The organism is Mesorhizobium sp. M0904, from assembly GCF_040319475.1.
Lineage (GTDB): Bacteria > Pseudomonadota > Alphaproteobacteria > Rhizobiales > Rhizobiaceae > Mesorhizobium.
Genome location: NZ_JAMYOC010000015.1, coordinates 45,287 through 57,594, shown reverse-complemented (window position 1 = coordinate 57,594; position 12,308 = coordinate 45,287). Strand labels below are relative to the sequence as shown.

Genomic DNA, 12,308 nt, shown 5'->3' with positions numbered 1-12,308 from the left:
AACCCTTGAAACAACAGATGGCTTTGGAGACGCTTTCACCAGGAGCAGCCCGGTGGAAACCCGTTGCTCTATTTTTTGAGCGCGGCAAAATAGGCCTTTTCGATTTCAGCGGCCATTACATCGGCGCCGAATCGTGCCTTGAGGTCGGCGATGCCGGGCATCAGGCCCTTGTAGGCGTCGAGATCGGCCAATGCGGCGCTTATCTTGTCGCCAAGTTCGCGCGGGTCGGGCCGGATCAGGGCAGGCGAGCCGGTGTCGAAGATTTCCGGTATGCCGCCGACCGACGTCGCGATGATCGGCTTGCCGGCGGCGAGCGCTTCCAGAACGATATAGGGCATGGCTTCCGCGCGCGAGGGAACGACGACCAGTTCGGCGAGCCTGAAGGCGAGCCTGGCCGGCATCGGCGCCAGGAAGCTGACCTCGAGGCCGAGCTGATTCACCTGGGCGCGATAGCGCGGCAGGTCGTCGCCGTCGCCGACCATCAGCGCCTTCAATGGGTGGCCGAGCCGTGTTGCGGCTAGCCCCAGCGCATCGATGAAGATGTCCGGGCCTTTAAGGTCTCGCATCATGCCGATATAGAGGAGGTCAACCGCATCGTGCTCGGTCCGCACCGGCTCGAACTCGGCGGCGCGCAGGCCGTTGTGGACGAGAGCGTTCGGAATCGGCGGCTCGCCGACCTTCCTGCGATAAGTCCGTCGCTCATAGTCGGAAACAAACAGCAGGCAATCGGTGAAGCGAGCCATGAAGCGCTCGAGCGCGAAGAACAGCTTCCCCATGGCGGTGGTCTCGTCATAGTGAAGCGAGCCGCCATGCGGCGAATAAAGGCGGGCTACGCGAGACCTGGATACCCGCAACAATGAGCCGAACAGACGGGCATAGGCGCCACCTTTGGCGCCATGCCCGTGCAGCACGTCCGGCCGCAATTCTTTTATGATTCTATAGGTGCGCCGGGCCGAGGCGAGATCGCCTGGCCCGACATGCCGCTGCATCGGCGTGCGGTGAATGCCGAGCGCCAGGCTGCCCTTCATCTGTTCGAACAGCCGTTCCTCGAAATCGCCGCCCGTCGTCGAATCGCAGACGATGCCGACGGCATGGCCAGCGGCGACCTGAGCCTCGGTCAGGTCGCGCACATGCCGGAAGATGCCTCCGACCGGTGAGCGAAAGCAGTGGACGATCCTGAGTGTGTCCGCCACTTGGTCAGCACATCAAAACAGGCGTTCGCGAACATAGACTGTATCGCCGGGCAGTAGCGGGTCGGAGGTCACCACGCGTCCGGTTATCACTTTGCCGTTGATGTCGCGGGTAATGTCGACGCTTTCCTGGTTGGCGCGTGGCGTGAACCCGCCGGCGATGGCGACGGCCTTCTGCACGGTTAGGCCCGGAACATAGGAATACTGGCCCGCCGCACCCACTTCACCCATGACGAAGATCGGTCGATAGCGATCGATTTCGACCGAAACGTCAGGATCCCGCAAATAGCCCTGGCGCAGTTTCTCGGCGATCTCGCCCTCGAGCTGCTGGGCGGTGTGGCCGCGCGCCGGCACGTTGCCGACGAGCGGCAGCGAGAGATAGCCGGATTGGTCGACACTGTAGGTGTTGGTCAATCCTTCCTGCTCGAACACTGTGACGCGGACGCGGTCGCCGGCGCCGAGGCGATAGGGCTGGTCAAGAACTTCATGGAATGCGGCCGGCGTCGGCCGGTAGCTGGAGCAGCCCGAAAGCATCGATACGGCAAGCAGCGCGCGGAAAAGGGGAGCAGTGCTTTTCATGAGCGGACACGTACCTTTGAATAGCCGGCGACTCTGCGGCAAACCTTAACGATCGAGCTCGGTTATCATCCTGTTAGGGTTAATGGCCGGTAAAGGCGCACGGCCGATACGGGCCGGATCGACAAATGCAGATCGTTTTCAGCCTCTTGTTTGCGGCTTGTTAGTAGAGCCTAACAGGCTCTTACCGCGATATTAACGGCTGAGTTACCATAGTTGTTTACGGTGCATGCTGACTCAGTACCGGAGCAGGGATGCATGTCCGTTCAATCCGCGGCCGCAGATGTCGACATCGATCTCAGGCAGCTTTTCGCCAGCCTGGCGCGAAACTGGTTGCGCATCCTTGTCGTCGCGCTGGTTGTAACCGGCCTGGCCTTTGCGCTCGCCTGGCTTGCAACGCCCGAATACAAGGCGGCAGCCAAGCTGGAGATCGGGCCTCGAGAATCGGAGTTCACGCGGCCAGCCGGGGCCAACGGCAACGAACGGTCGATTCCCGACGAAGAGGCTGTGGCCACCGAGGTCCAGATCATCTCGTCCCCCGACATCCTCAAACAGGTGGCGGCGAAGCTCAACCTGGCGAAGTTGCCCGAATTCGACGAGGCGCTGAAGATGTCGGCGCTGAGCCGCACCCTCGTCCTCGTTGGCTTGAAAAGCGATCCCTTCGAGATCCCGCTGGAAGAGCGCGTGCTGGACGCAATGCATGAGAAGCTCAACGTCTATGGCGTCGAAAAAACCCGTGCGATAGCAATCGAGTTCTCGTCGGAGGATCCACAGCTTGCCGCCGCGATCCCAAACGCCATTGCAAACGCCTATATCGCATCCAAGGGCAACGCCAAGCTCGAATCGAATTCCGCTGCCACCGACTTTCTGGCGCCGGAAATCGCGGATCTGCAGAATCGGGTGAAGGAGGCGGAAGCCAAGGTTGCCGCATTCCGTGCCCAGTCGGATCTTTTGATGGGCGGCAACAATTCGGTGCTTGCCACCCAGCAGCTGTCCGAATTGTCGAGCGAATTGTCACGGGTGCGCGCCAACCGCGCTTCAGCGGAAGCGACCGCCGACAGCGTGCGCAGGGCGTTGCGCAATGGCGGCTCACTGGATGCCGTTCCGGAGGTGTTGTCGTCCGAACTGATCCAGCGCTTGCGCGAGCGGCAAGTCGAACTCAAGAACAACATCGCCGACCTTTCCACCACCTTGCTCGACAACCATCCGCGCATCCGGGCGCTGAGGTCGCAACTCGCCGATCTCGACCGCCAGATCCGCAACGAAGCGGAAAAGATCATGAAGGGTCTGATGGCGCAGGCCGAGACGGCGAAGGCGCGGGAGGCTCAACTCGTGGCCGACGTCAACACGCTGAAGGCGGCGTCCGCCCGCGCCGGCGAAGAGCAGGTGGAACTCGATGCGCTGCAGCGCGATGCCGCGACCAAGCGCCAGCAACTCGATCTCTACTCGTCCAGCTATCTCCAGGCGGCCGCACGCAAGGATCGCAACTACCTGCCTGTCGACGCTCGCCTATTTTCGGAGGCCCGGGCGCCGACCGAACCCTATTTCCCCAAAATTGGTCCGATTGTCGGCGCGGCCTTTGTCGGCTCGTTGCTCATCATGGCGATCGTCACGTTGCTGCAGGAACTGTTTTCCGGCCGCGCCATGCGTCCGGCCGCCGGTGCCCATTTCGAACACATCGAGCAGGTTGCGATGCCGGCTGTCCAGGCCGAACGCGCATTGGCCGAGCCCGACCCGCCGGTTGCGCGGTCCGAACCGGCAGTCGCCGAGATCGATGAGACCGACGACGACAGTATCATTGAAACCAAAGTGGAGCCGGAACCCGTCGCGGTGGCGGAAGCGGCTGCCGAGAAAATCGAACCGGAGTACTCTGAAATGGCCGCTGGAGACATTGAACCGGCACGTTCTATCCTCGGCGAGATCGACATCGACAAGGCCGCGGAAAAACTGATCGCCACCGGTGCAGCCCGGGCCATATTCGTGTCACCGGAAGGCGACGAGGCGGCTGCCTCGGCGGTGCTGGTGGCGCGCGCAGTCTCCGACGCTGGGCTACGCGTGCTGCTGCTTGATCTCACCGCTTCGGGTGCTGCCTCGCGGCCGATGCTGGACAGCGGGCTGTTTCCGGGCATCACCGATCTGCTCGCCTCGCAAGCGCAGTTCAGCGATGTGATCCACCCCGATCTCTATTCGGATTGCCACGTGATTCCCGTCGGCACAGCCGATCCGGTCCGTGCCATGCGCGCCGCCGACCGGCTGCCGATCATCATGCAGTCGCTAACCACGGCCTATGATCTGGTTGTGGTCGAATGCGGGCCGGCCGACGCGCAAGGCATCAGCCGCCTGGTGGGCGAGGGCACCGAGGTGCTGCTCTCCATGCTGGAGCCGGACGACCAGGTGACGCAAGCCGCAGTCGCGCTCATCGAGAGCGGTTATCCCGACCTAACGCTGGTCACGCCAATCGGCCATGTGGCGCCGGGGCCAATGCCGGGACGGCGCTCGGCGGCCTGAGGCATTTTTCTCAAATCGAAATCAGCTGTCGTCTTCGCCTGCGGCCGGTGCTGTCTGGCCCACGGCCTTGCGGCGCAGCAGCTTGGTCAGCTTCCAGACCATTGGGCTGTGCTTGATGAATGCTTTCAGGCTTGCGCCGTGCCTGAGCGCAAGCGCCAGCGCGCGACCTTTCAGCGTCAGCGGAACCAGCGCCTCGAAATGTTGCGTTTCGACATCGCACCACAATCGCTTGTAGGGTTCGTCACCGACCGAGAAATCATAGATTTCAAAACCCGCCTCGCAGGCTTCCTGGATGTTCTCGAAGAACAGGAAGTCGCCGGGGCTGGTGTGTGCGAGTTCGTCCTCGGCGATCGCCCCGAATTCGCAGATCAGCCGCTTGCCCGAGCGGCTCGATCCGGTGACCGCACGAAGCTTGCCGGCGACTTCCAGCCCATGCAGCACGAAGGACGGATCTTCCTCTTGGAGCGCGTCGGTAAACAGCGAGCGAAAAAAAGCACGCACCTCCGCTTCACCGAAAACATTGGCGATGCCCATCTTGCGGAAGCGAAATTCCTTCATCTCGAAAAAGGCGTCGAGCAGCCTGTTCACCTCGTCCGCAGTCCTCGCCTCGATGCGGCAATGGCTGCCGACGGCCCCGAATTTGCGCGCCTGCGAGCGATGCTTCTTGCGCCTGCGCTTGCCGCTCACGCGGGTGAGCAATGCATCAAACCCTCCTACAAGACCGGCGGCCAGAGACAGATTGGGGCTCGAAAAATGCGGCAAGGCGGAGAGCGGGTTGGCAACGCCGTCGAGACCGGGCAGCAGCCGCTCTAGCGCAACAAGATCGATATCACGCCGCACCTTGGCAATCGCAGCCAGCATAGCGCGGATCGCCGCGTTATCGGCATTCGCCAGCCATTGCGGGTCGGCGGCGGCAAAATTGCCGTTGGCATGGCGGCCGCCCATGAACCGGGCGACGCGGAACGCTCCACTGCGAGTGACCTCCAGCGCCAACGAGAAAACCGGCCTGTTGTCGGCGCGCAGCGTCGCAACGACAACGTCGGCGCCGGTATGTGCGGCCCAGTTCAGGATCCAGCCTGCGCTCTGCGCCGGGGCAAAAAGCGCCGAACGGCAGAATTCGGCGTACGCCGCCAGCGCCGCCCTATCGGCAACCGAGATCGACAAGCCGGCTTTGCCGGCCGGCGAGGTATACGGCGACGCCTCGCTGCTTGCCAGCCGATTGCCGTCAAATGACGCGGTGGCGTCAACCATACCTCAATCCTTAGGGCGTATTCGTCGCGATTGGGGGTCCGCGCAGGCGCATTCCATGCTTGATGAGCTTAGGCGCAAAAGGTGAATGAATGATCGACGGGGGCGAGGCAATTCGCAAACTGGCGCTCAATCTCGCCCGCTATTCCGGTCTCGCGCCGCTGGCCAAGCCGTTTATCGGCGGCCTTGGCGTCATCCTGATGCTGCATCGGGTCACCGCGACGCCGGAAAAGCCGAACGGCGTCAACCGCCACTTGAACATCGCGCCTGGGTTCCTCGATATCGTGATCGCCGACATGAAGGCGAACGGCTACAGGTTCGTCACGCTGGACGAGGCGATCGAGCGCATCAGGGCCGGCGACAAGGACGGCCAGTTCGCGACGATCACCGCCGACGACGCCTATCGAGACAACATGACCGAGGCGCTGCCGGTGCTGGAGAAGCACGGCGCGCCGATCACCATCTACGTCGCGCCGGGACTGATCGACGGCGCTGCCGATCTGTGGTGGGACGTGGTTGAGGATATCGTCAATGCGCGCGATCGCCTGACGCTGACGACGCCGGACGGCCCGGTGACGATCGACTGCTCGAACCTGGGAAAAAAGGTCCAGGCCAATGCGCGCCTGCACGGGTATCTGACGCTGAAGGTGCGCGAGCGTGACCAGCGTGCGGTGTTGCGCGATCTGGCGCGCTCGAACGGCATCGAGTTGGGCGGTCCGCGTCCGAGCACGCTGATGAGCTGGGACGAGATCCGCACCATGGCCGGGCACCCGCTGGTGACGATCGGCGCGCATAGCGTCAATCATTGCAATCTGAAGCGGCTTTCCGAGAGCGACGCGCGGCATGAGATCGGCGACGTCAAGCGCATATTGCAGGCCAAACTCGGCGAGGAGCCCCGCCATTTCGCCTATCCCTACGGTCATGCCAGCGCAGTCGGCCGCCGCGAAGTGGGCCTTGTCCGCGATGCCGGCTATGCGTCGGCGGTGACGACCCGCCACGGCGTACTGCGCGCCGAGCATGCCGGGTTCCTGCATGCCCTGCCGCGCATTTCAGTCAACGGCCGCTATCAGAGCATCGCCCACATCCGAACCATGTTGTCGGGCGTGACGACGCCGCTGGCCAATGCTGGCAAGACGGTGGTGACGATTTAACTGTTGCCTCGGCCCTTCGGCCGCGGCTCGAGGATCAGCCACTTGATGATGCCCATCGCCGGCAGCACCCACAAAAGCCCGCTCAGCAGGAAGAAGATGAAGTGCGCCAGCGGCCCGGACTGCGACAGTTGGGCGACCGCGACGATCGAGGCGACCAGCGCATAGACGACGACCAGCACTACCAGCAGGACGCTTCCGATCAGCTTTTTCAGGCGAATGGGCATGGCGCGATCTCGTTGATCGCTATCGCTTAGGCCGAACGGCGAATGCGCGCAACCCGCCAGAAACGGCGCGACGGCGTGCCGCGTCGCCCGGCCTTGCAAGCCGGGTTGCGATGGTTCACCAATCCGCGACTTCAACTGCCGGGACAAACCCATGGCTGCTGCCATATCCGACGACGCGCCCTTCGCCGCCCGCGATCGAGACCTTCGCAATCGTGCACTGGTGCGCGGTTGGCTCTATGTCGTGCTGCTCGTGCTGTTTGCGCTGGTGGTGGTCGGCGGCGCTACGAGGCTCACCGATTCCGGCCTGTCGATCACCGAATGGCAGCCGATTCACGGCGTCATCCCGCCGCTCAACGATTCCGAGTGGCAGGAGGAGTTCCTGCGCTACCAGCAGATCCCGCAATATGCCGAACTCAACAAGGGCATGAGCATCGAGGCGTTCAAGTCGATCTTCTGGTGGGAATGGGTGCATCGTATCCTGGCACGTAGTGTCGGCGTGGTCTTCGCCCTGCCGCTGCTGTTCTTCTGGGTGACGCGCTGCATTGAGCGGGGCCTCGGCACGAGATTGTCGGGCATCCTCCTGCTCGGCGGGCTGCAGGGCGCGATAGGCTGGTGGATGGTGGCATCCGGCCTGGTTGACCGGGTTTCGGTCAGCCAATACCGGCTGGCGACGCATCTGACGCTGGCGGCGCTGATCTTCACGGCGACCATGGTTGTCGCGCGTGGGCTGGCGCCGCACTCGGAACCTGCCGCCGACCGCTCGACGCAACGTCTGGCCGGCTTTCTGGTGCTGCTGGCGCTCGTCCAGATCTATCTCGGCGGGCTGGTCGCGGGGCTTGACGCCGGCTTGAGCTACAACACCTGGCCGCTGATGGACGGCAAGCTGGTCCCTGGCGACCTGCTGCTGCTCGAGCCGGCGTGGCGCAATTTCTTCGAAAATCCGAAGACAGTGCAGTTCGTGCACCGGATCGGCGCCTACACGATCTTCGCGGTCGCGCTCTGGCACATGATTGCGACACGCCGGCGTCTGCCGGGCACGACGCATGCCCGACGCGCGACGCTGCTGTTCCTGATTGTCGTGGTGCAGGCATCGATCGGCATCGGCACCCTATTGATGCAGGTGCCGCTGCACATGGCCCTGACGCATCAGGCATTCGCGCTGGTTCTGCTGGGCTTCGCCGCCGCGCATTGGCGCGGTACCAAGGGCGCTTACCCGCTGCCCCACGAGATCGCTCTCAGAGGCTGAGCCGCACCCGCCGGATTGCCGCGGCAATCGCCAGCTCGCGGTTTTCGTCGACCGCATTGCGATCTTCATGGTGCCATGCAGCCGACAGGCAGCCATAGGCAACGGCGTGGTCCAGTACGGCAGGCCCCGTCTGGCCGAGCGTAGCGCCAAAGACTTGCGCCATATGGGCGATCCGCCTCGGATCGAGGCAAAGATCATCTCGGTCGAGTGGGTTGTAGAACATGTTGGCGGCGTCGAAACCCGGGTCGCCGAGGACGCCCTTCGGATCGATCGCCAGCCAGCCGCGTGGACCGTGCATGATGTTGTCGTGATGCACGTCGCCATGCAGCGGCCGTACGTCGTGCGGATTGGACAACAGCCGTTCCGCGATTTCGGCAGCTTCGACATACAGGCTCTTTTCGCCGCCGGCGCGATCGGCCTTCGCCTTTTTGAACAGGCTGGAAAACCGTCTCCGCAACGGCTGAAGGTCCGGCGGGGCGGCGTGCTTCGACGGCGAGACCAGTCTTGCCATCACCTCGGCCGCGATGGCGGTGGCGGCATTGTCGTCCTGATCCGCAATGATCTGTGACAGCGAGATTTCGCCGGCGTATTCGAGCAGCATGCAGTGGCCGTCGCGGCCGAGCAGCCGCACCGCGCCTTCGCCGCGTCGCCAGGCGAGGAAATGCTCGCCACGCAACTCGTCCTCCACATCGTCGAAAGGCTTTAGATCCTTGACGATTGCCGGTGAGCCGTCCTCGCGAACAACTTTCCAGATGCGGCTACTGAACGTTTCGGTAATGAGCTCCGGCGCGCCGACCTTCCAGCGCTTTGGAAATCTCGGCGCATCCATTCAAAGGCCGAGCATCAGATCCATGTTCTGCACAGCGGCGCCCGAGGCGCCCTTGCCGAGATTGTCGTAGACGGCAATCAGCAGCGCCTGCGCCCTGTTATCGTTGGCAAAGACATAGAGCTTCATCCGGTTGGTGCCGTTGTAGATCTCCGGATCGATGTCGGGCATGCGTTCCTGATGCAGATACGGCGCCACCTCGACCACGCCGCCACCGATGGAAGCGAAATGATCGGCGATTGCCGCATGAAGCTCCGCGCCGGTCGGCACATGGTCGAGGCCGCCGAGTTGCAGCGGCACCACGGTGATCATGCCTTGCGCGAAATTGCCGACTGCCGGCTGCATGATCGGATCGTGCGAAAGCTTGGCATAGGTCCTGAGCTCAGGCACGTGCTTGTGCTGCAGCGTCAGCCCGTAGGGCAGGAATTCCGGCGCATCCTCGCCCTTGGCGACATAATCCTCGATCATCGGCCGGCCGCCGCCGGAATAGCCGGAAATGCCGTTGACAGTGACCGGAAAATCGACTGGCAACAGCCCCGCCGCAACCAGCGGCCGCAGCGTCGCGATCGGTCCTTGCGGCCAGCAGCCCGGATTGGCGACGCGCTTCGCCGAAGCGATCTTCTTCGCCTGGTCCTTATCCATTTCGGCGAAACCATATTCCCAGCCCTCGGCGACGCGATGCGCCGTCGAGGCGTCGATCACCTTGGTGGTGTCATTGGCGATCAGCGAAACGCTTTCCTTAGCGGCCGCGTCCGGGAGGCAGAGGATCGCAACATCGGCGGCATTGAGGAACTCGGCGCGCGCTGCCGTTTCCTTGCGGCGTTCGGCCGGGATGGAGATGATTTCCAGGTCGCCGCGCTCGGCAAGCAGCGCCCTTATCTGCAAACCGGTGGTGCCGTGCTCGCCGTCGATGAAGATTTTCGGTTTCATTGCCTGCCAAAATTCCTGTTATCTCAAAGCTATATGCCGCTTGCCTGATTCAATCCGGCAACGCTGTGATTGCCCTGGTTCATGTCCTCGAGCCGGGCCTTTCGTTCCGCCAGCAGCCCGAGATAGTGCATGGCCACCATCGAGCCGGCAATTGCCGTTATATCGGCGTGATCATAGGCTGGCGCAACCTCGACGACGTCGGCGCCGACGATATCGACCTGGTTGATCTGGCGCAGCACCGACAGGATCTTTGCCGAAGACGGGCCTCCCGCGACCGGCGTTCCCGTGCCGGGCGCAAAAGCCGGATCCAGACAATCGATGTCGAAAGTGACGTAGGTCTTCTTGCCGCCCGTACGGTCGACGATGGCATAGGCGATGTCGGACGCCCGCATTTCCTCCACTTCATGGCCATATAGGATCTTGATGCCGAACGTGTCGGGCGCATGGGTGCGGATGCCGATCTGGATGGAGCGGTCGGGATCGATGATGCCCTCCTTGACCGCACGGCCGACGAAGGAGCCGTGATCGATGCGCTTGCCATCGTCGGGCCAGGTGTCCTGATGTGCGTCGAACTGCACCAGAGCCAACGGGCCGTGGATGGCGGCATGCGCCTTGAGCAGCGGCCAGGTGACGAAATGGTCGCCGCCGAGTGAAAGCAGAAAGGCGCCGGATTTCAAGATCTTTGCCGCTTCGCGCTCGATCGTGGCAGGCGTCTTCTGGTGATTGCCGCTGTCGAGCAGGCAATCGCCAAAATCGATCACAGCAAGCTGTTCGAACAGGTCGCGCGAAAACGGATATTGCGGATCGTTGTCGAGGATGGCCGAGGCGCGGCGAATCGCCTGCGGTCCGAAACGAGCGCCCGGCCGATTGGTGACCGCCGCATCGAAGGGAATGCCCCACACCACTACATCGGCGCCCTTCACGTCCTTCGAATACTTGCGCCGCATGAACGACAGCGCGCCGGCATAGGTCGGCTCGAACGACGCGCCTGTCCTGGAGCGGGTGGTGAAGGCGTGATCGATGGTCCTTGGCGGCATGAAGCGATCTCCTGTGCGTCGACGCGCAACCTTATTGGACATAATTCTCAGAATTGCGACCCCTGCGGAGGATCACGGCCATTCGATCCGGTCACAAATCCTTGCTCGCCAGGCGAACCCCGCATGGCCGGCCCGGAGATTGCCTGGTAAATAACCGAAAGTAGCCGCCAACGGCTGCTTCGGCCGGCATTGATCTGATTTTTCTGCGTTTGCGAAGCCGGCTTCGTTCACCTGCCTGTCACGGGCATCGCTTAACCGGGGTGCGATCCCGGTACGGAGCGATTCTCGTGCGAACGACTTGTCTCATGCGAACAATTTGGCTGAGCCTTCTGCTTTCCGCGGCGCTGGCGGTCTCCCTTGGCCAGGCATTGGCGGGTGAAACGCGCGCCAGGCAGATTCTCGACCGTTTCGAGCACGCCAACCAATGGCGCGACCATGTGATGGTGGCCGCGCACCGCGCCGGCGGCATGCAGGCCGGCAAGACGCTCTATCCCGAAAACTCGATCGCCGCCGTCGAGGCGTCGATCGCAATGGGCGCCGAAATCGTCGAGGTCGACATCAGGCGCTCGAAGGACGGAGAATTCGTCGTCATGCATGACAGCTGGCTTGACCGCACCACGACCTGCAAGGGCGAGGTGGTCAACCGCACATTGGCCGAACTCAAGACCTGCCGATTGGTGATCGAAGGCACCGGCGCCGTTACGGGCGAGACGGTCTCGACGTTGCGCGAGATGCTGGTGGCGACCAGGGACAGGATTCTCGTCAACCTCGACAACAAGCTCGACACCGGAAGCCTCGCCGGCATGGTCGCCGTCGCTCGCGATCTCGGCATGGCCGAACAGGTGATCGTCAAGGAGAACCTGTGGAATGCGGAGAGGATCGCCAGGGTCAAGGCTGCCATGGCCGAGATCGGTAGCGGCTTCCAGTTCATGCCGATCATCGCCGATGACGCGGTTCGCGACGCCATGTTTGCCGAGGAAGTCAGCCGGGCCTTCCCGATGCGCGCAGTCGAGATGATCAACTGGCGCATGGGATCAGAGACGCTGACGGAGACCGGCGGCCCGCTGTTCAGCTCGCGCATGCGCGCGCTGGCGGTGAGGGGCGACTGGCACATCTGGGCCGACACCTATGCCATCGTCAACAAGCCAGGCGGCTTCCTCGCCGGCGGTCGCGGCGACGAGCTGGCGGTTGCGGGCAGCCTGCCGCGCGAGACTTATGGCTTCTGGGTCGAGCGCGGCGCCACCATCATCCAGACTGACGAACCGAAGGCGGCCATCGGTTGGCTGGCGGCGAACGGTTTTCGCGTGCCCTACGCCGGTGAGAAGCGCCCGGCCGAGCCGGCGAATACGGCTAGCATTAACTAACGCCCGGC

The 12,308-nt window shown here is 63.1% G+C and carries 11 protein-coding genes; 4 read left to right on the top strand and 7 right to left on the bottom strand.

Annotated features, from left to right (window positions below; genetic code table 11):
- Window positions 1–68 precede the first annotated feature (68 nt).
- Window positions 69–1,193, bottom strand: coding sequence for a glycosyltransferase family 4 protein (locus tag NKH80_RS17205; protein ID WP_352992642.1), 1,125 nt, complete (start codon window positions 1,191–1,193; stop codon window positions 69–71).
- Window positions 1,194–1,205: 12 nt separating this feature from the next.
- Window positions 1,206–1,769, bottom strand: a complete 564-nt coding sequence (locus tag NKH80_RS17200; RefSeq protein WP_254817578.1) for a polysaccharide biosynthesis/export family protein — start codon at window positions 1,767–1,769, stop codon at window positions 1,206–1,208.
- A 255-nt stretch (window positions 1,770–2,024) separates the two neighbouring features.
- On the opposite strand from NKH80_RS17200, the gene NKH80_RS17195 reads away from it, so the two are divergent.
- Entirely contained in the window at window positions 2,025–4,274 is a 2,250-nt protein-coding gene (locus NKH80_RS17195) for a GumC family protein (RefSeq protein ID WP_352703117.1), read from the top strand.
- A gap of 21 nt (window positions 4,275–4,295) precedes the next feature.
- On the opposite strand, the gene NKH80_RS17190 is transcribed toward NKH80_RS17195, so the two are convergent.
- A complete protein-coding gene (locus tag NKH80_RS17190) occupies window positions 4,296–5,525 on the bottom strand; it encodes a GNAT family N-acetyltransferase (RefSeq protein WP_352992640.1) in 1,230 nt (409 codons plus the stop codon).
- Between the two features lie 89 nt (window positions 5,526–5,614).
- On the opposite strand from NKH80_RS17190, the gene NKH80_RS17185 reads away from it, so the two are divergent.
- The gene (locus NKH80_RS17185; protein ID WP_352703112.1) at window positions 5,615–6,673 is read left to right on the top strand and encodes a polysaccharide deacetylase family protein; all 1,059 of its coding nucleotides are present in this window, start codon (window positions 5,615–5,617) and stop codon (window positions 6,671–6,673) included.
- Here the strand turns inward: NKH80_RS17185 and NKH80_RS17180 are convergent.
- Window positions 6,670–6,897 carry a DUF2842 domain-containing protein gene (locus NKH80_RS17180; RefSeq protein ID WP_352992638.1) on the bottom strand — a complete coding sequence of 76 codons (228 nt, stop codon included), beginning with the start codon at window positions 6,895–6,897 and terminating at the stop codon, window positions 6,670–6,672. The two genes, NKH80_RS17185 and NKH80_RS17180, sit on opposite strands and share 4 nt — an antisense overlap.
- Before the next feature lie 151 nt (window positions 6,898–7,048).
- On the opposite strand from NKH80_RS17180, the gene NKH80_RS17175 reads away from it, so the two are divergent.
- A complete protein-coding gene (locus tag NKH80_RS17175; RefSeq protein WP_352703110.1) occupies window positions 7,049–8,143 on the top strand; it encodes a COX15/CtaA family protein in 1,095 nt (364 codons plus the stop codon).
- On the opposite strand, the gene NKH80_RS17170 is transcribed toward NKH80_RS17175, so the two are convergent.
- The 3 genes from NKH80_RS17170 to speB are packed head-to-tail and all read right to left on the bottom strand — an operon-like array spanning window position 8,133 to window position 10,936.
- A complete protein-coding gene (locus NKH80_RS17170) occupies window positions 8,133–8,972 on the bottom strand; it encodes an aminoglycoside phosphotransferase family protein (RefSeq protein WP_352703108.1) in 840 nt (279 codons plus the stop codon). The two genes, NKH80_RS17175 and NKH80_RS17170, sit on opposite strands and share 11 nt — an antisense overlap.
- Entirely contained in the window at window positions 8,973–9,899 is a 927-nt protein-coding gene (argC, locus tag NKH80_RS17165) for an N-acetyl-gamma-glutamyl-phosphate reductase (RefSeq protein ID WP_352703106.1), read from the bottom strand.
- 29 nt (window positions 9,900–9,928) lie between these two features.
- Window positions 9,929–10,936 carry an agmatinase gene (gene speB, locus NKH80_RS17160; protein ID WP_352703104.1) on the bottom strand — a complete coding sequence of 336 codons (1,008 nt, stop codon included), beginning with the start codon at window positions 10,934–10,936 and terminating at the stop codon, window positions 9,929–9,931.
- Between the two features lie 305 nt (window positions 10,937–11,241).
- Between speB and NKH80_RS17155 the strand changes: the two genes are divergently transcribed.
- Window positions 11,242–12,300: a glycerophosphodiester phosphodiesterase family protein gene (locus tag NKH80_RS17155; protein WP_352703102.1), complete on the top strand. Its 1,059-nt coding sequence runs from the start codon at window positions 11,242–11,244 to the stop codon at window positions 12,298–12,300.
- The last annotated feature ends 8 nt before the right edge of the window (window positions 12,301–12,308 follow it).

What these genes read in the sequence shown, in the direction of transcription:
- speB (WP_352703104.1), bottom strand. Translation starts at nt 10,936, where the DNA reads ATGCCGCCAAGGACCATCGATCACGCCTTCACCACCCGCTCCAGGACA.
- argC (WP_352703106.1), bottom strand. Translation starts at nt 9,899, where the DNA reads ATGAAACCGAAAATCTTCATCGACGGCGAGCACGGCACCACCGGTTTG.
- NKH80_RS17195 (WP_352703117.1), top strand. Translation starts at nt 2,025, where the DNA reads ATGTCCGTTCAATCCGCGGCCGCAGATGTCGACATCGATCTCAGGCAG.
- NKH80_RS17170 (WP_352703108.1), bottom strand. Translation starts at nt 8,972, where the DNA reads ATGGATGCGCCGAGATTTCCAAAGCGCTGGAAGGTCGGCGCGCCGGAG.
- NKH80_RS17185 (WP_352703112.1), top strand. Translation starts at nt 5,615, where the DNA reads ATGATCGACGGGGGCGAGGCAATTCGCAAACTGGCGCTCAATCTCGCC.
- NKH80_RS17175 (WP_352703110.1), top strand. Translation starts at nt 7,049, where the DNA reads ATGGCTGCTGCCATATCCGACGACGCGCCCTTCGCCGCCCGCGATCGA.
- NKH80_RS17200 (WP_254817578.1), bottom strand. Translation starts at nt 1,769, where the DNA reads ATGAAAAGCACTGCTCCCCTTTTCCGCGCGCTGCTTGCCGTATCGATG.
- NKH80_RS17190 (WP_352992640.1), bottom strand. Translation starts at nt 5,525, where the DNA reads ATGGTTGACGCCACCGCGTCATTTGACGGCAATCGGCTGGCAAGCAGC.
- NKH80_RS17155 (WP_352703102.1), top strand. Translation starts at nt 11,242, where the DNA reads ATGCGAACAATTTGGCTGAGCCTTCTGCTTTCCGCGGCGCTGGCGGTC.
- NKH80_RS17180 (WP_352992638.1), bottom strand. Translation starts at nt 6,897, where the DNA reads ATGCCCATTCGCCTGAAAAAGCTGATCGGAAGCGTCCTGCTGGTAGTG.